This is a genomic window from Cytobacillus sp. T106 (assembly GCF_040492155.1).
Lineage (GTDB): Bacteria > Bacillota > Bacilli > Bacillales > Cytobacillaceae > Bacillus_AB > Bacillus_AB infantis.
In genome coordinates, this window is the sequence record NZ_JBEUMK010000004.1 from 91,674 (window position 1) to 114,039 (window position 22,366).

Genomic DNA, 22,366 nt, shown 5'->3' on the forward strand with positions numbered 1-22,366 from the left:
CAAAGCATAGCCTCCCATAATCATAGATAAGCCTTAGTATGATGAAATCTCCAAGGATATATTCCCAAAATTTGAAAAAGCAAGGAACCGGAGTCCCTTACCTTTATCCCTTTGTTTTCAGCTTTTCCAGCTCAAGCTCCACTTCATCTGCCAGATACGGGCTGACAGACGGTTTATAAGCATTAGCAGAGAGCAGCCGCCCTGCCTTTATATAAGATTCCTGTTCAAGTACCTTTTCTTCCATTCTGGCAAACCCGCTAAGAGCCTGTTCCGCCTTAAAGGAAACTGTGCTTTCCTGTATGTTCCTGATGGCTGCTGCAGCCTGATAGCGGGCTGCCAGCTCATTTTTCTTCAGCTTCAGCTCTTCATATTGCTGGTGGAGCCATTCAAGCTGCCCTGCCAGTTCATTTGTTTTTTCCTGAATCATTTCATATTGCTGGACGTAGACCGAAAGTTTCCGCTCGCTGACGATCTTCTCCTGCAAGGCAAGCTTTGCAATATCTTCCTCACCCTTTGATACGGCCAGTTCCGCCTGTCTGTTGCGCTTCTCTGCTGTTTCCTGTTCCGATGCAATCAGTAACGAGTATTTCTGTTCAACAGCATACTGCTGGGCCATTGCCTGCTTTCCTTTTTCCAGCTGTTCCTCCACTTCCCTTATATACTGCTTCAAAAGGCTTATTGGATTCTCCATTTTATCAACTGCATCATGCAAGTCAGCAGTAACGATGCGTTTCATTCTTTTTAATACGCCCATTTCTCCTATTCCTCCATTTTCGTTTTCTTTTCCCACTCATCCAGGAAGTCTCTGTTTACCTGAAAGACGGTGCTTGTCCATTCATATGAAAAAGCGGCTGTCTCCTCATTTCTGCGGATTTTATAGATCGTGTACAGTCCAATGAGTGCCGCTGGAATGAACACAATCTCAGGAAGGAGCAGGAATAATCCCAGACCCGCGAGAAGTATGCCAGCCCATTTCTTCAGCCCTCCATTCCGGGTCGTTTTCCATAAAAGAAAGCCTGCTGCAATCAAAAGCAGCTGCAGGATAACCGCCATAAAGCTTCCTGCCTGCATCCAGGAGTGAGGCTGCGCGGCTGATGTAAACTCGATCACATGCTGGTGGAATCCGCGGCCCCGGTGATGAGGAGCAAAGTGGATCTGACCCTCTGCTGCCATCGGCCTTGAAGCTTGTCCATAGAACCAGCCCTCTGCTGATTTATAAATGGCGTATACTCCGGCAGCACCGATAGCGCCTCCGATAAGCATCTTCATTTTCATTTTCTTCACCTCCTTGTCAGTTGATGGCTGCAAAGAGAATATTAAAGTGCTTAGGAGAAAATCTGGTGAAAAAAACAGATTTTTTCAGGAGATATAAAAAAGACCAATCTGGTCCTTGTTCTTCTCGCAAACGCATAAATACAAGATATATTTTTCCTAAAGCAATAGTCTTATTCATTAGTTTCAGGAATATCTTTTTCCCAAAAGAAATAGAAGGAGGCACAAAATGAAAGCCATCATAAGCGAAAAATATGGCTCGCCCGAAGTACTAAAATTAGCAGAGATTGATAAGCCCGTTCCTGGAGATGATCAGGTCCTGGTTAAGATACATGCTGCTTCCATCAACTTTGGCAATTTGGTTTTATTGAAAGGGGAGCCGTTTCTTGCGCGTTTTGCCTTTGGGCTTTTCAAGCCGAATTACCTCATACCCGGCGGGGATATGGCCGGGGTGGTAGAAGCAGCAGGCAAAAAGGTTAAACAGTTCAGGCCTGGCGATAAAGTGTTCGGCGATCTTTCGGGGAGCGGCTGGGGCAGCTTTGCGGAATATGCTGCTGTTCCGGAAAGTTCATTAGCGCTGATGCCTGCAGGAATATCCTTCACGGAAGCAGCCGCTGTGCCGATGGCAGCTGCCACTGCCCTGCAAAGCCTGCGTGATAAGGGAAAGATTAAAAAGGGGCAAAAGGTGATGATATACGGAGCATCCGGAGGTGTCGGAACATTTGCCGTACAGATTGCCAAATCCTTCGAAGCTGAGGTAACCGGGGTGTGCAGTACAGGGAATATAGATATTTTACAGTCGCTTGGCGCTGACCGATGCATCGATTATAAGAAGACAGACTTTACTGTACTCAATGATCAGTACGACCTGATTCTTGGCGTGAACGGGTCTAATTCAATAAGGACGTACAGGCGTTCATTGCGGCCAGACGGGCAGTTTGTCCATGTCGGCGGATCAGGCAAGCAGATGTTTCAAGCTTTGATGATGGGTCCGTGGGTTTCCTTAACAGGAAGACAAAAGGTGGGCAGTTTTCTTCAAAGGCACAATCAGAAGGACCTGATATTTTTGGCCGATCTTATTGAAGAAGGCAAGGTGCGGCCAATCATTGACCGCATCTATAGTCTTGAAGCCGTTCCGGAGGCATTCCGGTACTTTGCTGAAGGGCATGCACGGGGAAAGGTCGTTAAATCTATGTCCCATTCCCCCAGTGCATGATTACTCTTAGAAGTCCAGGCCTTTCCTACTACTGAATGGAAGCCGATATTTCTTTCATTTTCCTCACCACCAGCGGATAAAAGCCTTTCTTGGCGTCCTCAGTGGAATTCCCGCCGAAGAATTCTGTTCCGGGACATGTCTTGACTGCATGTCCGCTGCTTTTGTCCAGCACTTTCTCACCGGTGTTAATATCCCACCAATGATGATAGGTGATGGTGTCCACTGATGGGGAAAGGCCGTATTTGAGCATAAGCAGGGCTGTAACTGCAGTGATGGTCTCCTTTTGCTCTTTTGTCATTTTGTTTTTGTCAAAATTGCCGACATTTTCGATTGCTATGCTATCTGCTTCAATCCTGTGCATGGCAGCCTCATTCTGAAGACCGAATGACCCTTCAGGTGCGATATTGAATGGGCGCCCGACCGCTACCTTTCCATCCGGGAAGGTTGTGAGATGCTGGCTGATATCACTCCAGCCCATTCCCGTCACATGATACTCCTTCATGCCTTTCAGCATGGAAAAATGATTGGTGCCGTTGAATTGCTCGTAAGAAGGCTGAAACGTATGATGCTGCTGAACCTTGCCGACCTTCCTTGTGAATTTCTGATTGAAGATCCAATCCTGGAATTCTTCTTTTGTCATCAGGATAAACTGTCCTTCCATTTGAAGTTTCTTCGGAGGGATTCTCAGTTTCTGCCCCGTATAAATCCGGTCAGAAGCAAGCCGGTTCACTTTCTTTATGGCCGCGGCATCAGAGCTGAAGCTCTGTGACAGCTTCCATAATGTATCCCCGGATTTGACCTCATACATGATGGGCACCCGCAGTTTCTGGCCCGGCAAAAGAAGGGACGTCTGCAGCCCGTTGATTTTCTTTAATTCTTCGGTTGTTGTCTTATAAATTTCCGATATTCTCCACAAGGTATCCCCCCGCTTTACATCGTACATGTTTCGGGGATTATTCGCTGCACTGGCGGGGGGAGCCAATGCCGAGGCCGATAGAAGAACACTAAGTAAAACAGCTAGTTGTTTTTTCATCTGTGATGTCCTTTCATTGTGATTCCATCCTGCTATTAGTTTGGTTGTCAGCAATGAAATTATTCCCGCCAGCTCTCCCCGCTGCTTTTGTATACAAATAAACCCCCGCCGCAGGCGGCGAGGGTTTATTCTCTGTTATCCAATTTTGACAATCGGCTTGATCGCAAGGCCTTTTTTAGAATCTTCAAACGCCTGGTTGATGTCGCTGAAGTCATAGAATTCCACTAGTTTGTCGAATGGGAACAGGCCATTTTTATAATAATCGACCAATTGAGGAATAAATAATTGCGGCACAGCATCGCCTTCGATGACGCCGACCATGGTTTTGCCTTCTGCCATGATTTCTTCATGAACATTGATTTCCATTTCCGGTGTCACACCGACGATTGCCAGCGTGCCAAGCGGACGGAGAGCCCGAAGCCCCTGGCGCACCACAACCGGAACCCCGGTGGTTTCAAGTCCGTAATGCACTCCGCCTTTTGTAATTTCTTTGATGCGTTCAACAACATCTTCGTTTTTGCTGTTAATGACATGTGTAGCTCCAAGCTCTTTTGCTTTTTCGAGGCGGCTGTCATGGATATCAATGGCGATGATATGCCTGCATCCGGTTATTTTGGCCGCCATGATGCCGCTCAAGCCTACTGCCCCTGTGCCGTAAACAGCAATGGATGTTCCAAAATCCGGTTTCAGGCGGTTCAATACTGTTCCGCTTCCGGTTTGGATGCCGCATCCTAAAGGTCCAAGCAGTGCCAGATCAACATCTTTGTCGACCTTAACGACATTTCGCTCATTGGCAACTGCATATGTACCAAAGGAAGATTGCCCAAAGAACGTGGAAAGGTTGCGGTCATGCTGATGCAGGCGATGGGTTTCGTCTTCCATTTTGCCGCCGAAGTTAAGATCATTGAATTCGGTGCAGACTGTCGGGTGGCCTGTCAGGCAGTTTTCACAATGGCCGCATGAGGCAAAAGAAAGCACAACATGGTCTCCCGGCTCAATTGTTTTTACGCCGGCGCCTACTTTTTCTACAATCCCGGAGCCTTCATGGCCCAGTACAACCGGATAAGGAGTCAGGCCCAGATCACGAGCCACTGCATCTGTATGGCAGACGCCGGAAGCAACGATTTTAATCAGGACTTCATTTGCCTTTGGTTCAGCCAGTTCAACTTCTTCAATCTTGAAGTCTTCTCCCTGGCCATGGGTGACAGCTGCTTTAATCTTCATAAGACATTCATCTCCTAAATAAATGGTATATATCTCCACCTCAAAGTATCCAGTTCAGACTATTACCTTTTGTCACATCTATATTTTAAAGTACAAAACACCGATCCCTAGTTATATCGAAATACTAAAAAAGCAAGTACTCATGTACCCGCTTTTTAGTATGGCAGTTAAAGAACCATTTCAATCATACTTAATTGTTTTTTTCAAATGGTATCACGACACGGAATTCTGTTCCTTCACCAGGTTCGCTTTCCACAGTGATCCTCCCTCTATGAACATCTGCAATCCACTTGGCGATTGAAAGCCCGAGCCCGTGTCCGCCTTCCTTTCGGCTCCTGGCTTTATCTGCCCGGAAGAAGCGGTCAAACACCTGGGCCTGCTCCTCCCTGCTCATGCCCATCCCCGTATCTTTTACCGAGAGAACAAAAATGCCGGACTGCTTCTCCCACTTCACACCGAGATTCACGCTGACTTCTCCCCCAGAGGGGCTGTACTTGATAGCGTTATCCACCAGAATATATAAGAGCTGGACAAGCATCCCGCTGTCGGCATGGACCATTACCTGTTCAGGAGCGTGGAGTGAGAGCCTGATCTGTTTTTCAGCCGCAAAACTTTCAAAAGAATCAAGGACCTGCGCGCCCAATGGGCGCATATCCTCCCATTTCCGTTCCAGCACTGCACCATCAGCAGAGTCAGATCGGGCCAGGGTCAGGAGGTCATTGATCAGCTTAGTCATCCTTTTTACTTCATGCTTCAGTCCATTCATCATTTTCCTTGTAAAAGGATCCGGATCCTCCAGCTCCATTTCAATCGCTTCAACCGAAGAAAAGATAACACTCAGCGGGGTCCGGAGTTCATGGGAGGCATTCGCCACAAATTCACGCTGCTGATTATACGACTTCTCAATCGGGATAAGCGCCCTCCTTGACATCATCCGGCTGAGCCAGACACCAATGCCGATAAAAACAGCGGCCAGGCTGCTTAAAACGATGACCACCCATTTAAAAATGGTATTTAAATTAGATATATCCAATCCGATATACATCATCCCGGCTGCCTGTCCATTTATAATGACCGGCCTTGCAAGCATAAGGACCCTGATGTCAAAGTCCCTGAACTGGCTGTAGTCGGCATCATCTTCGGGAATCTGGAGTGTCTTCTGCCTGATTTCACTCTGGCCGGGGGTCCAGTTTTTTACAAGGTCCAGAAACAATGGCCGCAGCGGGCCAAAACTTTCATTGGCACTGACCAGGCTGCCATCCCCGGCAGCAACATAATAAAACAGCTGATTCTCGCTGAGAAACACCTGCTTGTCTACTTCCCTTTGCTGAGGCCTGTGCCGGCGGAAGCCATCCTCCTGAAACTCATTTGTTTCCCGGTTAGCCAGCTCCGTAATTTTCCGTTCCTGGTCGGCATAGATGACACCGTATAAAATAAAGAGGACAATGATAACAAATATAATCAGAAAAAGAGTGATGATGCCGCTGTAGAACAGTGTCAGGCGAAGGCTGGTCTGGCCGAACACCTCCTGAGGCAGCTTCTTTTTCCATCTATCCAGGAAAGGTCTAGGCTTCAATTTTATACCCCACTCCGCGGATGGTTTCAATGAGGCTGTTTGTACCGTGCTTATCTATTTTCTTTCGCAGCAGCTTGATGGTCGCATCAATCGTTTTCATTGAAACATCTGATTCAATGCCCCATATCCGGTCCAAAATCATCTCTCTTGTCAGGACCTGCCCTTTATTGCGCAGGAGCATTTCAAGAAGCTGGTACTCCCTCGGGGTCAGGAAGATTTCTTCTCCGTTCAGGAACAGCGTATGGCTCGTCCGGTTCAGCTCAAGACTTTTCCATTGGATAACATCCTCCTGAAGCGGAGCAAGCATCCTCCGCGATAAAGCCTTCAGCCGGGCTGCCAGCTCATCAATTTCAAACGGCTTAATCAAATAGTCGTCAGCGCCTGCTTCAAGCCCTTCGACCCTGTCAGAGACTGCATCCCTCGCAGTCAGCATCAAAATGGCACCGCTGTATCCTTCCCGGCGCAGCCGGCGGCAGACGAAAATGCCATCTCCGTTCGGCATCATCCAATCCAGGATGAGCACATCATAATAGGAAGCCTTTGCATATTCATAAGCATCCTCGCCTTCCATCACCCAATCTGCTTTTCCAAACCCTTTCTTCTTCAGCAAATGGACGATCAATTCACCAAGATATTCATCATCTTCTGCAAGCAGTATTTTCAATATGTCCACCTTCCCGCAATTCTTTATGATTAAGATACCATACGTTGGTGAAAAACGAGTGAAAAAATCAGACTTCTCCATCTGCCTCATTGTCCAAAAGAAAAAAGACTCTGCTTATGAGTCTTTCTGCTTTCAACTATTATGTTTTGAGCTGCTAGCTTAACAGTTTCCCGAAAAAAACGATATAAGCTAAGAATCCTGAAAGTCCCAGTGTTATTGCAAGTGAAGCAACACTCCTCACCAGTCCCATCCTGTTCTGGATGCCGCCAAATCCCATAACAGCTACAACAAAGGCCGCCAGAGTAAGGTAAAGCAATATTTCGAACGGGTCAAGGCCGAAGAGGGAATCATCGATCGGTCCTGAAAAAGCAGCCTCCATAAACAGCAGGAAACAAATGATAGAGAAAATGAAAGACCAGACATTCACTTTTTGCATATAAACCTCCCAATTAAGAACATTGCAAGCTTGCCGTTATGGGGTTACACACAACCATATCCTTATATTACCAAAAATTAAGAAAAAATAAATCCTTTCATATTTTTAATTCTTTTTTTTTCACCTGTTTTTCACCAAGGTTCCCTATAGTAAAGCATGTACACAGCAAGACGATCCAAAATTCTAATAAAAAATGGAGGTATTTATTGATGAAGAAAAAATGGGCTGGATATGCACTTACAGGAGCATTGTCGCTAAGCCTCATTGGCGGAACGGCATTCAAGGCAATGGCCGCAGAGGAAAGCGGGACAGGGACTGCACCTGCTTCGGCCGGACAAGTATTGGATGACAGCACCAAGGCAAAGGTTCAGGCGATCATGGACAAAATGAAAGAAGAACTGGCTGCGATCGGTGTTGAAGTTCCTGCAAAAAGAGAAAAAGAGGACCTTTTTGCTAACCTTGATGAAGAGACAAAAGCAAAAGCTCAGGCTATTCAGGATCAGGTTATGGCTGGCTCTCTCGCCCGCGAAGAAGCTAATGAGCAGTTAAAGGCTCTCGGCATCACTCTTCCTGACCATCATGGCAAAGGAGATCCTTTTGCGGATCTGGATGAGGATACGAAAGCTAAAGTACAGGCCATTCAAGATAAGGTCAAAGACGGCTCCCTTACTCGTGATGAAGCTAATGAGCAATTGAAGGCTCTTGGCATCACTCTTCCTGACCATCATGGCAAAGGAGGTCCTTTCGCGGATCTGGATGAAGAAACGAAAGCTAAAGTACAGGCCATTCAAGATAAGGTCAAAGATGGCTCACTTACTCGTGATGAAGCTAATGAGCAAATAAAAGCACTAGGCATCACTCTTCCTGGGAGGCATGGCAAAGGAGATCCGTTCGCTGATCTCGATGAAGAGACGAAAGCTAAAGCCGAGAGCATTATGGATTCTGCCAAAGAAGAACTGGAAGAGCTTGGTGTAGAGAAGCCTCTGATGGGAGGACACAAATTTTAATAGTGCAGGGACCTTCATACGGAGGTCCCTCTTCTTTTTAAAAGCAGGAATTCACTCTGCTCAGAAAGAAAAGAGAGTGATAACTAATTAAGGGGGAAGCTTATGAGGAAAGAAGATATTATTGAAGAAAAATCAAGTTTCATTAACTGGGTGAACTCACTGGCACAAATGGATGAAGAACTATGGTTCCTCCCTTTCCGGGAAGGCTCCTGGGGAACAGCCGATGTGGTTTCCCACTTTATTACCTGGGATCGATTTGTCATCAGCCGGCGTATGTCTGCCCTGCTGAGCAAAGAGGAAATTCCTTCTGAAAAAATTGATGCAGATGCAATGAATATGGAAGCGGGACAATACGCGAGGTCAGGCATCAGCAAAAAAATGCTGATCAGTGAGTTTGCTGAGGCAAGAAAAGAGCTTCTCTTACTTTTGGAAAAACTGGAGCCGGAAAGATTTCAGGAGCTGTACCCCGGGAGGGACATGACAATCGGCCAATACTTTGCCGGATTGATTGAGCATGACCACAAGCATAAGAAGGAAATTGAGGATCATTGGGAGCATTATGTGAAGCAGACCAGCCGGCAATAGGCCAGTCTGCTTTTTTTATAGTGAATCTTTGAGAGTTGATCATGAAGAAGATTAGACGTCTATAAACTTAATCACTCTCGCCGGGTTTCCGCCTACTACAGCATTATCAGGCACATCCTTTGTTACAACTGCACCTGAGGCGATGACTGCATTATTCCCGATTTTAACGCCCGGATTAATAACCGCCCTGCCCCCGATCCAGACATTATTTCCGATGGTGACGGGCTTCCCGAACTCCGGACCGGCATTCCGCTCTTCCGGATGCAGCGGATGCCCTGCTGTATAGATATGTACACCTGGAGCCATAAAGCAGTGATCGCCGATATTCACTTCACACACGTCCAGGATGACACAGTCAAAATTCGCATAAAAATTTTCGCCAACCTTGATGTTATAGCCATAGTCACAGCGGAAGCTTGGTTCAATATAAAGCTGCTTCCCAGTCGATCCCAACAGCTCTTTTAAAAGCGCTGCCCGTTTCTTCTCTTCAGTTTCTTCTGTCAGATTGAACAGCCGTGTCAGTCTGCGTGCATTGGCCCTTTCTTTTACAAGGATTGGATCTGCCGCATCATATAGCTCACCTGCAAGCATCTTTTCTTTTTCAGACAGCATATTAGTGGTACCCCTTCCAGATTGAGAGTTTACCCTTATTCTACTTGCTCTTTGGACAAGGAGCCAGTTGCATCAGGTTGCAGATTAGCCAATTTTCCCAGTGTATGCTACCATTTATCCAACAAACTGATAGTGTGGTGATTGAGGATGGACAATGGGCAGCCTACAAAGGATTCTAAGTATATCCAGCAGCATTTGGCCAATGAGCGGACCTATCTGGCCTGGGTCAGGACAAGCATCACAATTATAGGAGTCGGCTTCCTTATCACAAATCTTCACTTTTCCACTCTTCCGGCTGCTTCGATGATAGGAGACGCCCTGGCGCAGATCATCGGGCTTGCCTCCATTATTGTGGGTATATTGACGATCATCATGACGACAATCGGCTACTTCAGGAAAGGGCATGAAATCAACAGCCAATCATTCAGGTTTTCCAGAAGGATGATTGTTCTCCTCTCAGCTCTTTTGCTGCTCATCTTCGCCGTGTTCGGGTTTTATTATATGTTCGTTTGGGGAATTCTTTAAAGCAATCAAAAGCCTGGCACTCATCTTGTGCCAGGCTTTTTTGTTTATTTCACCCATTTTTCAAGCAGCGGGCCTGTATCTCCATAGACAGGGTCTGTTGCAGGCACCGGTACACTGCGGATATCTGAGAGTGCCTGCGCGCGCCCTCCCGGATCTTTCTTTTTCAAATCATGACTCATTCCATCCGGGTAGGCCCCAACAACCTCAAAGTCTTCTGAGCTGTCGACGTTTTTATGTCCTGTCCCTGCAGGCAGCACAATGACATCCCCCGCTTTCACTTCAACTCTTTCTCCACCGTCCCCGCCTAACAGAATAGTAGCGCGGCCTGAACGGACACCGAGGACTTCGTGTGAGTTGCTGTGATAGTGATGGTAGTCGAACACACCGCCTGTCCATGTGCCGAGCCAGTTATGGCGGGTAAATGTTCCCTCTATCGTATTGGCATTGTCACTGAAGATCCCTTCATAGATGATGACAGGCAATTCCTGATTGTTCGGGATATCACCATTGTCCTGCAGAAAAAATGATCTGACCTGCGTTGCCATGTGCATCCACTCCTTTGTAAGTTATAGATTGCGGGCGCTGAACGTATCGCCGCCCTCTATCGTTCCACTCTGGAAGCCTCTATTGAACCAGCGCTTCCTCTGTTCAGAGGTGCCGTGAGTAAAGCTTTCCGGGACTGCATAGCCCTGTGCCTTTTTCTGGATTGTATCATCCCCGACTGCATGGGCTGCCTGGATCGCTTCCTCCAGATCACCTTGCTCTAGATAACCCATTCCCTGTGCATGATGCGCCCAAACGCCGGCATAATAATCAGCCTGAAGCTCAAACCTGACCTGATATTTATTGAATTCTTCCTGGCTGAGCTTTTGGCGGAGAGGCATAATTTCATCCGTAGTGCCAAGGAGCGTCTGGACATGATGGCCGACTTCATGGGCAACAACATAGGCCATGGCAAAATCGCCAGGCGCCTGGAATTTTTCCCGAAGCTCCCTATAGAAGCTTAAATCAATATAAAGCTTTTGGTCCCCAGGGCAATAAAATGGCCCGACCGATGCTCCTGCTGCTCCGCAGGCAGACTGGACGCTGCCGGTATACAGAACAAGGGTAGGCTCCTTGTACTCCATCCCCCGCTCCTGGAAAATCTCACTCCAGACTTCCTCTGTATCCGCCAGCACTACTGATACAAAATCGGCCAGTTCCCTTTCCTCGGCCGTTTCTTCATAAGGTGCAGGCGACTGCTCGCCTCCGGTCATCCCCAGACCGCCAAGAAGTTCGCCGGGATTGCCTCCCAATAGTGTAATAATCAGGACAATGACAATACCTCCGAGGCCTCCCCCGACGAGCGTTTTGCCGCCCATTCCCCTTCTATCCTCAACATTGGAGCTCGCTCTTCTTCCCTTCCATTTCATGGTTTATCCTCCCTGCTGCCATTTTCTTTCGCAAGAATCATATCTTTTAGTCATATACCCGCACAGGACAGGAATTATCTCCATTAAGGGCCGGAATTTTTTACATATAGGAAAGGCATGATCATCCTGTTTCTATCATATAAATGGATATTTACCGATTCAGGAGGCCGTATTATGCAAAAACCTTTTGTAAGGCCCTATTTGACCACTCATAGCCTGCAGCCTGAGAATCAGGAATCGCCCATTGAGTTCATTTCAGGCAGGAGAGTCGGCAATTCGCTTTTTTACCGGAGAAATCATTTTGCCTATCCTTCGCTTTCAGCATCTGCCTATTGGCTGCCTGTCAATGGGTCAGTTTCTTCACCCCGGCTCTATTCCCTGACCGAATTGATGAATCTCCCATCGAGGACCGTGACCGCCGTTTTGGAATGCGCCGGGAACAAGAGGAGCCTTTTTGAACCCAAAACCTTCGGTGAGCAATGGGAAAAAGGCGCGGTCAGCCAGGGGAGCTGGAAGGGCGTTCCGCTTGCCTCCCTCCTCGAGGGTGCAGGCATCCAAAATGGAGCGGCAGAAGTCATCTTTGAGGGCTATGACTTTGGAGAAAGAACCGATCTTGACGAGGTATATTCGTTTACAAGAAGCCTTCCGCTGGAAAAAGCCCTGCATCCGGATACACTGGTTGCCTACGAATACAACGGAAAGCCGATCCCTTTCAAGCACGGCTTTCCACTAAGACTTATCGTTCCCCAGTGGTACGCAATGGCTTCCGTAAAATGGCTCAAGAGCATCACTGTTGCAGATGCCCCGTTTACAGGACCTTTCCAGACAATCGAATATGTCTATTATCCTCATAAAGAAAAGGATGAAGGAGCAGCGCCAGTAACGAAGCTCCATGTCAACAGTTCCATCCGCCATCCATTGGACGGACAGATTCTTCAAACCGGGAGCCATCCTGTCAAGGGCATCGCATGGACCGGTAAAGGGAAAATCGAAAAAGTGGAGATAAGCACTGACGGGGGTGAAAACTGGAAGGAGGCAAGGCTTGAAAGCCCGGCAGCAAGCGGGTATGAGTGGCAGCCTTGGGTGTATGATTGGAAGGCCGGTAAAGGAGAATATACTCTTATGTCCAGAGCGTATGATACACATGGCCGTGTACAGCCGGCTTCCCCATTTTGGAATAGGAAGGGGTATGGGTATCATGCGATTGATATGGTGAGTGTTAAGGTGGAGTGAAATAATAGCCAGGCACCGATGAAAGGTGCCTGGCTATTATCATGGACTTCAACTAAAATTCTTTAAGCATATCCTGATTGACGGTCAGATGCACAGACAGATGTGCCTGTCAGCCCGGGCTTAACCGACTTTAGATTTACTTCAAATCTTCTATATCAGGCCACTATAAGATATCTCGCTGCTGCTCCCGCTGCTTTTTCCAGAGAATAGCTACTGCGGGCAATATGATGATCACTCCATAAGTAAAGAAGAATTGAGGCTGCGGATGATCAATTGCCAATGCGTTTCCGAGGAGCATCCTTTGCGTCAGCAGCAAGCAGGCACATGCAAAAATCGGGAACTGGAGGCCGATGACGCTGATGTAATTTTTGCTGATGCTTGAAATGAATATGGCACAAAGAGCGGTGGACAAAGCCAGGATATAGGTTAGCCCGATGACAATCAGTATAAGCTGCCAGAAAGTAAGGTTGTACCAGTATGGATACCCAAGAAAGCTGTTGATATCACTGTTCAAAAAGATTGTAATATTATTGGTAAAATATAACCCGTAATAGACACAAAGAAGGACTGTTGCAATGATGAATGCTGACAGGACGCCTGCCGCTGCCTTCTTTATAAACAATTTTCTCCCAGCCCTGGAGGTATACTGCAGATCAATCATACGGTTCTTATAATCTCTGATCGTAATAGGGAGAATCATAAAAAGAATGCTCACCAGGATTGTTAGGCAGATATTTTGGCTGATGCTGTGAAAATTATCACCTACAGGATATGCCGGGAAAATGGAACGGAAGGATTCATCCTCTAGCAGATCATTGATCCTTGCTTCCTGCCTTTCAGACGGCTTACCTGAAATATAGCCGTAACCAAAGTCTGTGCCGGCAGAATCCATATCTTCCATGATGCCTTCCCGCGTCTGAATTTCCCAGCCTATCTCCTTCTCAGAGAAAAGCTTGTCGTACAATTGTCTTTCAGGGCTGCTTAAATCATTCTTATTATTTAATTCTACTAATTCTGCGTACGAAGCAACATCAGTTTGCTGCGCTTCGTCAAGCTTCTGTATATAGGCGTCTGCACGGTCCAATGCCTCCTGGTATGCCTGCTTGAAATCATCATACTCTTTTTCATCCAGCTTTCTTCCGTAATCTTCTATCATCTCACTGCTGATTTCATAATAATCTTTGGCTGGACGGCCATTTGCAAAATAAGAAATATCGAAGTCTATAAAAATGTAGTACATCAGCAAATTAATTAAGACAAGCATGATTAGCATGATTGGTCGGAAGATCTTTTTCATTTCCTGCCAGATAATTCTCAAATCCCGGTTCATCCCCTTCATGTTAAGTCGCATCTATTAAAGCTCTTGCAGGACAGCATCACAGCTGCTGCCAGGAAAATCAGCCAGACACCTGAAACCGCCAGCTCAAATCCTGAAATGACGTGCATGGCGCGGTGCATAAACCAGACAAAAGAATTCAGCACCAGATTCACCGGTGTGAAAAGGCCGATAAAGTAACTGGCATGACTGGTTGGAAAGAGTTTCTGAACAGCAAAAAGCATGCCGAATAACAAGAGAAAGGCAAAAAAAACAAGATAGCTGTTTCGTATCCATCTAGAAATTACGGCAGCCATAAGGGTGAAGATGATCATCATGACATAGGAAAGGCCGATAACTGCAGCAAGATACTGTGAAAACGTCATCTCCCTCACCGTCATGAACCAATGCTCCCCTTTATTAAAATAGCTCGACATTGGGACTTGCCAAAACTGGCTGTAGGGAAAAACTGCAAAATAGACAGCGAGCCCGGCTGCCAGCATGACTGTGAACAGTACTAGATTTGCCGTCAGGGCTGCCCAAAATTTATCCTGCCAAAGCCTCCTTCCCCTTCTGGAGCTGTATGCCAGCAGGTGGGTTCCGCGATCAAATTCAAAATTAATGACATGGCCTGTAATCAGGGCCGCAAGAATCACTCCTTCGAGCAGGAAAGCTTTAAACATGGTTTTAAACAGAAGCAAGTGTGTACCGAAGGCCTCCTGTGAATGGAACAGATGCATATGCTCTCCATTTTCCAGGACTTCCTTGAACCGCTCCTCAAACTTTCCATACTGGCTCCTTACCAGCTCTGCTGCCGAACCTGTCAATCCATACTTCTGAATATTGTACTCAGCAATGCCCACCGGATCTATCTTCCGGTATTCTTCATCAGCATATAAACTGCTTGAATAATAGTATTCCAGCAGCCCTGCGTCATTAAATAGCTCCCTTTCTTCTTTTGTATAGTTTTCTAATGGATCGAAGGCATGATCCGTGAAAAAAGAATTCATATCCTTGTAGGTCTTTGATTCTTTCTCTTCTATCGCAAGATTCACTTGCTTCATCAGGGAGTCATAATCATCCTTCATTGCATCCAGGCTCTCGCCAGTAATATCTGTCCCGTAGGCCGCCGCGAATGCTGATGTTTTTTTCAAATCTTCTTTTATGACCGAATTGTTGAGCACAAGATACAAATTAAAGGCCATGAACAGAAAAACAAGACCAAGGACCGAAGGCGATAAAAAGGCTTTGCGGATTTCCCAGCGCAGAACTCTCATTGAGCCGTAATGCCTGCTTCATCTCTATACTCATAGAGAAAAATATCCTCCAGAACAGGCTGAACCTGTTTCCAGTGAGCTGACTGTCTTTCCTCTGCCATAAAACGGATATTCATCCGGCCCTGTTCCTGCCGTTCAGACAGAGACAAAAAGTTTCTTCTAAAATCGGCTGCTTCACTGAATTCGATTTCTGTTTCAAATACTTTCCCGTCCAGCCTTCGGCAGATATTAGCGATTGAATCCTTATAAAGGACCTTCGCATCCTTTATCATAATAATTTCATTGGCGATCGACTCAACATCTGAAACGATATGAGTGGATAGGATGACAATCCGGTCTCTTGCCAAATCAGACAGGAGGTTCCTGAATCTGACCCGTTCTTTTGGGTCAAGGCCTGCTGTCGGTTCATCGAGAATCAGGATCTTCGGATCATTCAGCATCGCCTGGGCAATCCCCACCCGCTGAATCATCCCTCCTGAAAACTTCCCCATTTTCTTTTTAACCGCACCCTCAAGCGCGACAAGCGTCATGAGATGCGGAATTTTTTCATCCGCTTCCTTCTTAGATATGCCCTTCAAAGCAGCAAGATATTGGAGATACTGATAGGGAGTATAATTTTTGTAATAGCCAAAGTCCTGGGGCAGATAGCCAATTAACTCGCGGTAAGCCTCGCCCATGCTCAGGATATTCTGCCCGCTGTACAGGATTTCACCTTTTCCTGGGTGCAGAAGAGTAGTCAGCATCTTGATGAGGGTCGTTTTCCCTGCGCCATTCGGGGCAAGCAAACCATATACCCCGTTTGAGAATTCCAGCTGCACATCTTTCAATACTGCATGGCTGCCAAAATGTTTGCTTACGCTATTCACTGTCAGCATAGTGTGTAGCCCCCTCTTCTTTTGTTATGAATAAGCAGTTCCTTCAATTTGTTCATATATAAATAGAAAAACAGAACGATGACTGCCCCGTATAAGTACCTGGGAACAGATATGAGCAAGCCCATATATATGGAATTATTCAGTATGACAAGAATAATATTGCCGGCTATCCAAATAACCAGAGCTGCCGCCCGCGCCATATTCGTTTTAAAGAAGCTTAATACATATAAGAACAGCACAGAAAAAATCAGCAGGGAAGCCGTTGATATCAATAAGCCCTGTACAAATTCCACAGCAGCAAACCGTACAGCAAGAGCCAGCACCCATATGCTATTAAGAAGAAAACAGAAGACACTGAATATCAGCATCCGGAAAGCTGCCAGCTGGTGAAGATTATATTTGCAGACCATTTCCAGCTCGTACGTCCCGCTGGCCCTGCTTTTTAAGTATGGCAGGAAGGCGAGGAAGGCATAGAGAAGCGGGGAAACAATCATGATCAAGCTGTAAAAGCTTGTTCCCCCGCCAGCTGCCTCTCCTTCACTGGCTGTGGCTGTGATTCCAATCATTAGCATTGCCAGCATGCCGGCGGCCAGGAGCATTTCAAGCCAATCCTTCATAAGAAACCTGAAGCCGATTCTCCTGTACATTCCCCTTATCAAAGTAATGAATGACTCTTTTCTGACATTGCCCTTTTGGACAATTGACGTTATTTCCTCTTTTGAAATCTTTAGCTCTGGAATCTGCCAGTCTTTATCTTTCTGCATGCGTAAATCCCTCCTTTTTAGCTTCCTCTCTGATAAATTTGAGGCTGCGATAATACTTTGTTTTTACTGTTGATTCTGGAACCTGAAGTGAAGAGGCAATTTCCTGAAAGGTTTGCTCGCCAAACAGCTTCATCCGGAATATCTGCTGATACGAAGCTTCCATTCGATCCAGCACGGCCAAAACTGCTTCTATCTCTTCTTTTTGCAGAATAGACTCAGAAGAATCTTCATGGCTGCCAATTTCAAGATCTTCTATATCCGCCATCCTCCTGCTTGCTTTGTAGTGCTTTGACCTGTAATAATCGACAATTTTATAGGTTGCTATTTTATACAGCCAGGTGCGGAAAAGGGCCCTCTTTCCTTCAAACTGATGAAGTCCATGCAGCATATTAATGAAAATTTCCTGGGTCAAATCCTTGGATTGCTCCTGATCAAGAGTCTGTTTGTAGACATAATGATAGATTTCGCGATAATAAAGGGACACCAGCTCATTCGCTGCCTCTTCGTTTCCCTTTTTAATTATCTTTTGTATGAGCTTTAAGTCCCGATGCATCTCCCACCACTCTATTCCTATCAGAATTCTGTTGGTTCATAAGCTTATATCTATATATTCGTAACAAGGCGGCAATTAGTTTTGAACTTTATTTCTTTTTTGCAAAAAAACAACCGGCAGGATTCCCCCCTGCCGGCCACCTGCCGCTACTCCTGCGGCTTTTCTATTTTCTTGTTGATTTCCACGCGTTCTTTTCCCATAAAGAGAATGGTCACTGCCGCAATGCCGATCGGGATGAGGGCCAGCATAAATATGATGGTGATACTGTCTGACATCCCTGCAATGATTTTATCAAGAACCGGAGCCGGAATTTTCGCCCGCTCTGCCGGTTCGAACAGCTGCTGCGGGTCACCCATCGGCATTGCCCCGCCGCCCTGCATGCCTTTAAAAGCATTCTGCAGTTTGTCAGCAAATACATTCTGCTGGACGATTCCGAAGATGGTAATGCCAAGCGTCATGCCAAGCGAACGCAAGAATGAGTTCGTTGAGTTGGCTGAACCGCGGTATCTCGGATCCAGGTTATGGATGGATGCTGTCGGAAGCAGCGAAAATGAAAACCCTACTCCAAAGCCGGTGAGGATCATAAACAGAGTCAAAGCCCATCTGGCTGTATCAGGTGTCATATTGCCAAGCAGAAGCATGCCTGCAAAAAAGGAAATGACCGAGATGACCATCAGATTCCGATAGCTGGTTTTTGTCTGGAAGATCCCCCCGATGGCGCTTCCTGCTACAGAACCAAGCATCATCGGCGTCAGGATCAGTCCAGCATTTTTGGCTGATCCCCCGTACACGGCCTGGACAAAAATCGGGATGTACACAGCCAGGACGACAAAGGTGCCGCCGTAAAGGAATGCAAGGATCTGGGAAGTTGCAAAAAGGCGGCGCTTGAACATCCAGAAAGAAATGATCGGTTCATCCGCCCGCGTTTCCACCCACAGGAACGCAATGAAAAAGAAGACAAAGCCCGCGAACAGTCCGATAATCTGGAAAGAGTCCCAGGCGAATTCCTTTCCGCCGAGCTCAAGGCCGAACATAAGGCTGACAACTGCAGCCACCAGGGTGAAAGCACCGGCCCAGTCAATTTTCTGCCTTTGATAGTCATTGGATTCATGATAGTACTTGATGATCAGGAAGACGGAAACGATCCCGATCGGTACATTTATGTAGAAAACCCAATGCCAGCTGATCCAGTCTGTAATGAATGCTCCGAGCAGCGGGCCCAGGACACTGGCTGTCCCGAACACAGCCCCGAGAAGGCCGGTCATTTTCCCCCGTTTTTCAGGCGGAAAAATATCAAATACAATCGTAAAAGCTATCGGCATGAGGGCTCCTCCGCCAACCCCCTGGATAGCCCGGTAAACGCTGAGCTGGACCATCGACTGGGCAAGCCCGCAAAGGGCAGAGCCGATCAGGAATACAGCCAGTCCAAAAATAAAAAAGCGCTTGCGGCCGTACATATCGGAAAGCTTCCCAAAAATCGGCATGCCCGCCATGACGGTGACCATATAGGCTGAAGTAACCCAGACAAACTGTTCGAATCCGCCCAGGTCTGCCACAATGGTCCCCATCGCTGTGGCAACAATCGTGTTGTCCATCGCTGCCATCAGGATGCCCAGCAGAAGCCCTGCCACTACAAGATTTACATTCTTTTGTTCTGCCACGTTAAACCTCCATTAAAACTGAAATAGGATAGATAAGATATCTATTCAATTTTAAATTTTATCCTTCCAAACATCAATTCCGCCCGTTCGACAAACTCTTACAGAAATACACTGCGGTACCCTATTCTCCGTTAAGAAACAGGGTCGCACTCACATATTTCCTTGTCAGTGTCTTATAGTAGGCTGACAGCACAGTGAGGGCGGCGGTTGTCAGCACATTGGATACAATCTCTTTTTGAGGTCTGGTCAAATCCGTGTATCCTTCCACTATTGAAGCCGATTCTCTCCGGATCTCCTGTTCTACTTGAAATTGCGCGGTGCCTTCAGCCAGCTTCTGCGGATGCACCTTTTCAAAAATGCCGGCATATCCAGCGTAGAAGATGATCGGATCAATCACATCGTCTGTCCTATCTTCCGGATTATTAAAAAGAAGTGTCAGTATCTTACGGATAGAGCCAAAATCCAAAGCCGACTTCAGATCCTCCACAATAAAAAGAATGGCCGCCTGGTCAATGGTATACTTCTTCCCGGCCTGCGGCGTCCCAACCAGTTCGCGCATTTCTCTTTTCACCCAGTTCTGGACTGCTGTGGAGGAAAGATTCGTATACTCGATCTGATTTCCGAGCGAGACAATTTCATTGACGCTGAAGCCCGGAACCGGGGGAGTCTGCCTCATAATTTTTTCAAATACAGCAGGCATATCCGTCTCTATAAATATCTCAAGCTTCTTTCCATATATATTGGTCAGATGGCCCGATTTCCATGCTTCTTGCAGCACAGCCTTCGGGTTCTTCTCCCCTTCCCCCCTGAGGGCAAATAAAAGCTCCGCCATCCTGGCCCTCGACAACTGAAACAACTCCATACTCATTCATCTCCCGACCGATACTTTGTAACCCTATCCTAAATCTTTCCCCTGACACCGTCAACGGTGCTTCCGCGTGCCTGGCACCATATGTGGACAAAAATGGCGTATTTGTCTTTTTCCGGTGTCAGGCACGGAGTGTTTGGGGAGGATGTTTTATACTTGCTTATTTGTGCATAATCATATAAAATAAGGTCAAGTTACAAGTTCAAATGACCTTAAAATTTATATAAAAAGGATGAGAAGAATTGGGTAAAAGGATATTTTACTTTTTATTGACCAATGTGCTGGTTCTGTTGACCATCTCGATTATTTTTTCACTGATCGGCGGCGGAAATTACATTAATGCACAGGGCGGGATTGATTTTGCTTCCCTGCTGATATTCAGTGCTGTCATTGGTTTCTCCGGATCATTCATCTCCCTGGCAATGTCGCGCTGGATGGCAAAGCGGATGATGAATGTCCAGGTGCTGAAGCCTGAAGGGTCTTTATCTCCTTCTGAAAGGCAGATTGTTGAAAAAGTCCACCGCCTCTCAAGGGCAGCAGGACTCACACATATGCCGGAGGTCGGAATCTATCATTCCCCTGAGGTTAACGCATTTGCGACCGGACCTTCCAAAAAGCGTTCATTGGTTGCAGTATCGACTGGTCTGCTTCAGGAAATGGATGATGATGCCATTGAAGGCGTTATTGCCCATGAAGTTGCCCATATTGCCAATGGCGATATGGTGACCATGACCCTCCTGCAGGGTGTAGTGAACACATTCGTCGTCTTCCTGGCCCGTATTGCTGCCTGGGTGGCATCACGTTTTGTAAGGGAAGAGATGGCTCCGATTGTCCACTTCATCGCAGTGATTATCTTCCAGATCGCATTCTCGATCCTTGGAAGCCTGGTCGTGTTCGCCTACTCAAGGCATCGCGAATACCACGCAGACCGGGGAGGCGCAGATCTTGCCGGCAGGGATAAAATGACCCATGCCCTCCACATGCTGAAAGCCTACTCTGCCCGTATGAAAGGCGAAGAGCAGACAGCGATATCAACCTTGAAAATTAATAACAAAGGCAAGCGTTCCCTATTCTCAACCCACCCTGATCTGGATGAGAGAATCAGACGTTTGAACAGCTAATAACACAAATGCTGGCTCGTTAAAGGCCGCCTTCCCCCGGCGGATTTAGCGGGCCGGCATTTTTTTGCTTCTGCTTTCTTTCCTGAAAACGAAAAGCACTGCTGCTGCAGTGCTTCTCCTAAATCTCAAATTCTGCTATACATTTGTTTTCGCATTTCCTTCACTAATGGGGTAATCTTCTTCCGCTCTTTCGGAAACAGGCTTCTTCGACCAATAGGTAGCCAAAATCGGGCCGGATATATTATGCCATACAGCACCAGCTACACTCGGCAGTGCTGCGAGAGGGCCAAAATGGGCCGTGGCAAGCGCCACACCAAGACCTGAGTTCTGCATTCCGACCTCAATGCTGATGGCTCTCCTTGTGCTTTCATCCAGCCTTAAGGCTGACGCGGCCAAATAGCCCAATAAAAGCCCCAATCCATTGTGAAGCGCTACAGCTGCAAAGGTCAGCAGCCCTGCCGATGCAATGTTGGCTACATTTCCTGCTACCACAGCTGCGACAATAATAATGATGGCAAGTACGGAAATAAGCGGAATGATCGTGATGCCTTTTTCTACAGCCTGCGGCATAAAACGGCGGATAAGCAGGCCTAGAACGATCGGTACAATGATGACCTGAACAATCGATAGGATCATGGCTTTCGCATCCACCGGCATCCACTGGCCTGCCAGCAGCAGCAGGATAAAGGGGGTTGCCAGCGGGGCAAGCAGCGTTGAAAACGAAGTCATAGCGATGGAAAGAGGCAGATTCCCTTTTGCCAAGTAAACCATCACATTGGAAGCCGTTCCCCCTGGTACAGACCCAAGCAGGACCAGGCCGGCTGCAAGCTCTGCAGGCAGATCCAGAAGGTAAGCAATTGCAAATGCCCCGAGCGGCATGATGATGAACTGGGCACAGACACCGATGATAACAGGCACCGGATTTTTAAAAATAAGATTAAAGTCGGTCCCTTTCAAGGTCAGCCCCATTCCAAACATAACAACGCCAAGCAGGATGGTGATATAGCTGCCGAACACAAGGAATGGGTCAGGCAGCAGGTAAGCAATCACCGCCATGCAGATGACCCATATGGCAAAATATTTGCCGGCAATTGTACTGATTGTTTCAAGAACCCTCATCAATTTTCCCCCGCTTTC

At 46.9% G+C, this 22,366-nt stretch carries 25 protein-coding genes; 7 read left to right on the forward strand and 18 right to left on the reverse strand.

Annotation, left to right across the window (positions count from 1 at the left end; all coding sequences use genetic code 11):
- Positions 1-103: 103 nt before the first annotated feature.
- Together ABU165_RS10840 and ABU165_RS10845 are read right to left on the reverse strand one after the other, a co-directional pair.
- Complete coding sequence (locus ABU165_RS10840) at positions 104-754, reverse strand: PspA/IM30 family protein (RefSeq protein ID WP_022543294.1); 651 nt, start codon at positions 752-754, stop codon at positions 104-106.
- Positions 755-759: 5 nt separating this feature from the next.
- Entirely contained in the window at positions 760-1,275 is a 516-nt protein-coding gene (locus ABU165_RS10845) for a hypothetical protein (RefSeq protein ID WP_094768036.1), read from the reverse strand.
- Between the two features lie 65 nt (positions 1,276-1,340).
- Here ABU165_RS10845 and ABU165_RS10850 point away from each other — a divergent pair, with 65 nt between their 5' ends.
- Both ABU165_RS10850 and ABU165_RS10855 read left to right on the forward strand, forming a co-directional pair.
- Positions 1,341-1,505: a hypothetical protein gene (locus ABU165_RS10850; RefSeq protein WP_170939470.1), complete on the forward strand. Its 165-nt coding sequence runs from the start codon at positions 1,341-1,343 to the stop codon at positions 1,503-1,505.
- A complete protein-coding gene (locus ABU165_RS10855; protein ID WP_094768035.1) occupies positions 1,502-2,488 on the forward strand; it encodes an NAD(P)-dependent alcohol dehydrogenase in 987 nt (328 codons plus the stop codon). Before ABU165_RS10850 ends, ABU165_RS10855 begins: the two co-directional genes overlap by 4 nt.
- A gap of 28 nt (positions 2,489-2,516) precedes the next feature.
- On the opposite strand, the gene ABU165_RS10860 is transcribed toward ABU165_RS10855, so the two are convergent.
- From ABU165_RS10860 to ABU165_RS10880, 5 genes are all read right to left on the reverse strand, one after another.
- Positions 2,517-3,431, reverse strand: a complete 915-nt coding sequence (locus ABU165_RS10860) for a peptidoglycan recognition protein family protein (RefSeq protein WP_094768034.1) — start codon at positions 3,429-3,431, stop codon at positions 2,517-2,519.
- 225 nt (positions 3,432-3,656) lie between these two features.
- Positions 3,657-4,745 carry an NAD(P)-dependent alcohol dehydrogenase gene (locus tag ABU165_RS10865; RefSeq protein ID WP_094768033.1) on the reverse strand — a complete coding sequence of 363 codons (1,089 nt, stop codon included), beginning with the start codon at positions 4,743-4,745 and terminating at the stop codon, positions 3,657-3,659.
- Positions 4,746-4,935: 190 nt separating this feature from the next.
- Positions 4,936-6,321 carry a sensor histidine kinase gene (locus ABU165_RS10870; RefSeq protein WP_094768032.1) on the reverse strand — a complete coding sequence of 462 codons (1,386 nt, stop codon included), beginning with the start codon at positions 6,319-6,321 and terminating at the stop codon, positions 4,936-4,938.
- On the reverse strand, positions 6,311-6,985 hold the full coding sequence (locus tag ABU165_RS10875; RefSeq protein ID WP_094768031.1) for a response regulator transcription factor: 675 nt from the start codon (positions 6,983-6,985) through the stop codon (positions 6,311-6,313). Before ABU165_RS10875 ends, ABU165_RS10870 begins: the two co-directional genes overlap by 11 nt.
- A 154-nt stretch (positions 6,986-7,139) precedes the next feature.
- Complete coding sequence (locus tag ABU165_RS10880) at positions 7,140-7,421, reverse strand: hypothetical protein (protein WP_094768030.1); 282 nt, start codon at positions 7,419-7,421, stop codon at positions 7,140-7,142.
- Between the two features lie 209 nt (positions 7,422-7,630).
- Between ABU165_RS10880 and ABU165_RS10885 the strand changes: the two genes are divergently transcribed.
- A complete protein-coding gene (locus ABU165_RS10885; RefSeq protein ID WP_094768029.1) occupies positions 7,631-8,428 on the forward strand; it encodes a hypothetical protein in 798 nt (265 codons plus the stop codon).
- Between the two features lie 102 nt (positions 8,429-8,530).
- A complete protein-coding gene (locus tag ABU165_RS10890) occupies positions 8,531-9,013 on the forward strand; it encodes a DinB family protein (protein ID WP_094768028.1) in 483 nt (160 codons plus the stop codon).
- Between the two features lie 51 nt (positions 9,014-9,064).
- Here ABU165_RS10890 and ABU165_RS10895 read toward each other — a convergent pair whose 3' ends face one another.
- A complete protein-coding gene (locus ABU165_RS10895; RefSeq protein ID WP_094768027.1) occupies positions 9,065-9,625 on the reverse strand; it encodes a sugar O-acetyltransferase in 561 nt (186 codons plus the stop codon).
- 147 nt (positions 9,626-9,772) lie between these two features.
- Here ABU165_RS10895 and ABU165_RS10900 point away from each other — a divergent pair, with 147 nt between their 5' ends.
- The gene (locus ABU165_RS10900; RefSeq protein WP_094768026.1) at positions 9,773-10,150 is read left to right on the forward strand and encodes a YidH family protein; all 378 of its coding nucleotides are present in this window, start codon (positions 9,773-9,775) and stop codon (positions 10,148-10,150) included.
- Positions 10,151-10,194: 44 nt separating this feature from the next.
- On the opposite strand, the gene ABU165_RS10905 is transcribed toward ABU165_RS10900, so the two are convergent.
- Both ABU165_RS10905 and ypfJ read right to left on the reverse strand, forming a co-directional pair.
- Entirely contained in the window at positions 10,195-10,695 is a 501-nt protein-coding gene (locus tag ABU165_RS10905; protein ID WP_022543290.1) for a cupin domain-containing protein, read from the reverse strand.
- 21 nt (positions 10,696-10,716) lie between these two features.
- Complete coding sequence (ypfJ, locus tag ABU165_RS10910) at positions 10,717-11,562, reverse strand: KPN_02809 family neutral zinc metallopeptidase (RefSeq protein WP_094768025.1); 846 nt, start codon at positions 11,560-11,562, stop codon at positions 10,717-10,719.
- A gap of 174 nt (positions 11,563-11,736) precedes the next feature.
- On the opposite strand from ypfJ, the gene ABU165_RS10915 reads away from it, so the two are divergent.
- Positions 11,737-12,795, forward strand: coding sequence for a sulfite oxidase (locus tag ABU165_RS10915; protein ID WP_094768024.1), 1,059 nt, complete (start codon positions 11,737-11,739; stop codon positions 12,793-12,795).
- Positions 12,796-12,958: 163 nt separating this feature from the next.
- Here the strand turns inward: ABU165_RS10915 and ABU165_RS10920 are convergent, their stop codons facing one another.
- The 7 genes from ABU165_RS10920 to ABU165_RS10950 all read right to left on the reverse strand — a co-directional run bounded on the left by ABU165_RS10920 (position 12,959) and on the right by ABU165_RS10950 (position 20,102).
- Entirely contained in the window at positions 12,959-14,146 is a 1,188-nt protein-coding gene (locus ABU165_RS10920) for a hypothetical protein (protein ID WP_318060652.1), read from the reverse strand.
- Positions 14,131-15,387: a hypothetical protein gene (locus ABU165_RS10925; RefSeq protein WP_009792448.1), complete on the reverse strand. Its 1,257-nt coding sequence runs from the start codon at positions 15,385-15,387 to the stop codon at positions 14,131-14,133. Before ABU165_RS10925 ends, ABU165_RS10920 begins: the two co-directional genes overlap by 16 nt.
- A complete protein-coding gene (locus ABU165_RS10930) occupies positions 15,384-16,262 on the reverse strand; it encodes an ABC transporter ATP-binding protein (RefSeq protein WP_009792449.1) in 879 nt (292 codons plus the stop codon). Before ABU165_RS10930 ends, ABU165_RS10925 begins: the two co-directional genes overlap by 4 nt.
- Positions 16,256-17,026 carry a hypothetical protein gene (locus tag ABU165_RS10935; RefSeq protein WP_009792450.1) on the reverse strand — a complete coding sequence of 257 codons (771 nt, stop codon included), beginning with the start codon at positions 17,024-17,026 and terminating at the stop codon, positions 16,256-16,258. Before ABU165_RS10935 ends, ABU165_RS10930 begins: the two co-directional genes overlap by 7 nt.
- Positions 17,013-17,579 carry an RNA polymerase sigma factor gene (locus ABU165_RS10940; protein ID WP_009792451.1) on the reverse strand — a complete coding sequence of 189 codons (567 nt, stop codon included), beginning with the start codon at positions 17,577-17,579 and terminating at the stop codon, positions 17,013-17,015. The genes ABU165_RS10935 and ABU165_RS10940 overlap by 14 nt, the downstream gene beginning before the upstream one ends.
- A 146-nt stretch (positions 17,580-17,725) precedes the next feature.
- Positions 17,726-19,240: an MDR family MFS transporter gene (locus tag ABU165_RS10945; RefSeq protein ID WP_009792452.1), complete on the reverse strand. Its 1,515-nt coding sequence runs from the start codon at positions 19,238-19,240 to the stop codon at positions 17,726-17,728.
- A gap of 121 nt (positions 19,241-19,361) precedes the next feature.
- Positions 19,362-20,102 (reverse strand): DUF1836 domain-containing protein, encoded by a 741-nt coding sequence (locus tag ABU165_RS10950; protein ID WP_022543288.1) that lies wholly within the window; start codon positions 20,100-20,102, stop codon positions 19,362-19,364.
- Positions 20,103-20,350: 248 nt separating this feature from the next.
- On the opposite strand from ABU165_RS10950, the gene htpX reads away from it, so the two are divergent.
- Entirely contained in the window at positions 20,351-21,229 is an 879-nt protein-coding gene (gene htpX / locus ABU165_RS10955) for a protease HtpX (protein WP_009792454.1), read from the forward strand.
- Between the two features lie 135 nt (positions 21,230-21,364).
- Here htpX and ABU165_RS10960 read toward each other — a convergent pair whose 3' ends face one another.
- The gene (locus ABU165_RS10960; protein WP_009792456.1) at positions 21,365-22,348 is read right to left on the reverse strand and encodes a bile acid:sodium symporter family protein; all 984 of its coding nucleotides are present in this window, start codon (positions 22,346-22,348) and stop codon (positions 21,365-21,367) included.
- Between the last annotated feature and the right edge of the window lie 18 nt (positions 22,349-22,366).

Bases quoted from the DNA above. Each gene is read 5' to 3' on its own strand.
- ABU165_RS10840 (WP_022543294.1), bottom strand. From the start codon at position 754: ATGGGCGTATTAAAAAGAATGAAACGCATCGTTACTGCTGACTTGCAT.
- ABU165_RS10845 (WP_094768036.1), bottom strand. From the start codon at position 1,275: ATGAAAATGAAGATGCTTATCGGAGGCGCTATCGGTGCTGCCGGAGTA.
- ABU165_RS10855 (WP_094768035.1), top strand. From the start codon at position 1,502: ATGAAAGCCATCATAAGCGAAAAATATGGCTCGCCCGAAGTACTAAAA.
- ABU165_RS10860 (WP_094768034.1), bottom strand. From the start codon at position 3,431: ATGTACGATGTAAAGCGGGGGGATACCTTGTGGAGAATATCGGAAATT.
- ABU165_RS10865 (WP_094768033.1), bottom strand. From the start codon at position 4,745: ATGAAGATTAAAGCAGCTGTCACCCATGGCCAGGGAGAAGACTTCAAG.
- ABU165_RS10880 (WP_094768030.1), bottom strand. From the start codon at position 7,421: ATGCAAAAAGTGAATGTCTGGTCTTTCATTTTCTCTATCATTTGTTTC.
- ABU165_RS10885 (WP_094768029.1), top strand. From the start codon at position 7,631: ATGAAGAAAAAATGGGCTGGATATGCACTTACAGGAGCATTGTCGCTA.
- ABU165_RS10890 (WP_094768028.1), top strand. From the start codon at position 8,531: ATGAGGAAAGAAGATATTATTGAAGAAAAATCAAGTTTCATTAACTGG.
- ABU165_RS10895 (WP_094768027.1), bottom strand. From the start codon at position 9,625: ATGCTGTCTGAAAAAGAAAAGATGCTTGCAGGTGAGCTATATGATGCG.
- ABU165_RS10900 (WP_094768026.1), top strand. From the start codon at position 9,773: ATGGACAATGGGCAGCCTACAAAGGATTCTAAGTATATCCAGCAGCAT.
- ABU165_RS10905 (WP_022543290.1), bottom strand. From the start codon at position 10,695: ATGGCAACGCAGGTCAGATCATTTTTTCTGCAGGACAATGGTGATATC.
- ypfJ (WP_094768025.1), bottom strand. From the start codon at position 11,562: ATGAAATGGAAGGGAAGAAGAGCGAGCTCCAATGTTGAGGATAGAAGG.
- ABU165_RS10915 (WP_094768024.1), top strand. From the start codon at position 11,737: ATGCAAAAACCTTTTGTAAGGCCCTATTTGACCACTCATAGCCTGCAG.
- ABU165_RS10920 (WP_318060652.1), bottom strand. From the start codon at position 14,146: ATGCGACTTAACATGAAGGGGATGAACCGGGATTTGAGAATTATCTGG.
- ABU165_RS10925 (WP_009792448.1), bottom strand. From the start codon at position 15,387: ATGAGAGTTCTGCGCTGGGAAATCCGCAAAGCCTTTTTATCGCCTTCG.
- ABU165_RS10930 (WP_009792449.1), bottom strand. From the start codon at position 16,262: ATGCTGACAGTGAATAGCGTAAGCAAACATTTTGGCAGCCATGCAGTA.
- ABU165_RS10935 (WP_009792450.1), bottom strand. From the start codon at position 17,026: ATGCAGAAAGATAAAGACTGGCAGATTCCAGAGCTAAAGATTTCAAAA.
- ABU165_RS10940 (WP_009792451.1), bottom strand. From the start codon at position 17,579: ATGCATCGGGACTTAAAGCTCATACAAAAGATAATTAAAAAGGGAAAC.
- ABU165_RS10950 (WP_022543288.1), bottom strand. From the start codon at position 20,102: ATGGAGTTGTTTCAGTTGTCGAGGGCCAGGATGGCGGAGCTTTTATTT.
- ABU165_RS10960 (WP_009792456.1), bottom strand. From the start codon at position 22,348: ATGAGGGTTCTTGAAACAATCAGTACAATTGCCGGCAAATATTTTGCC.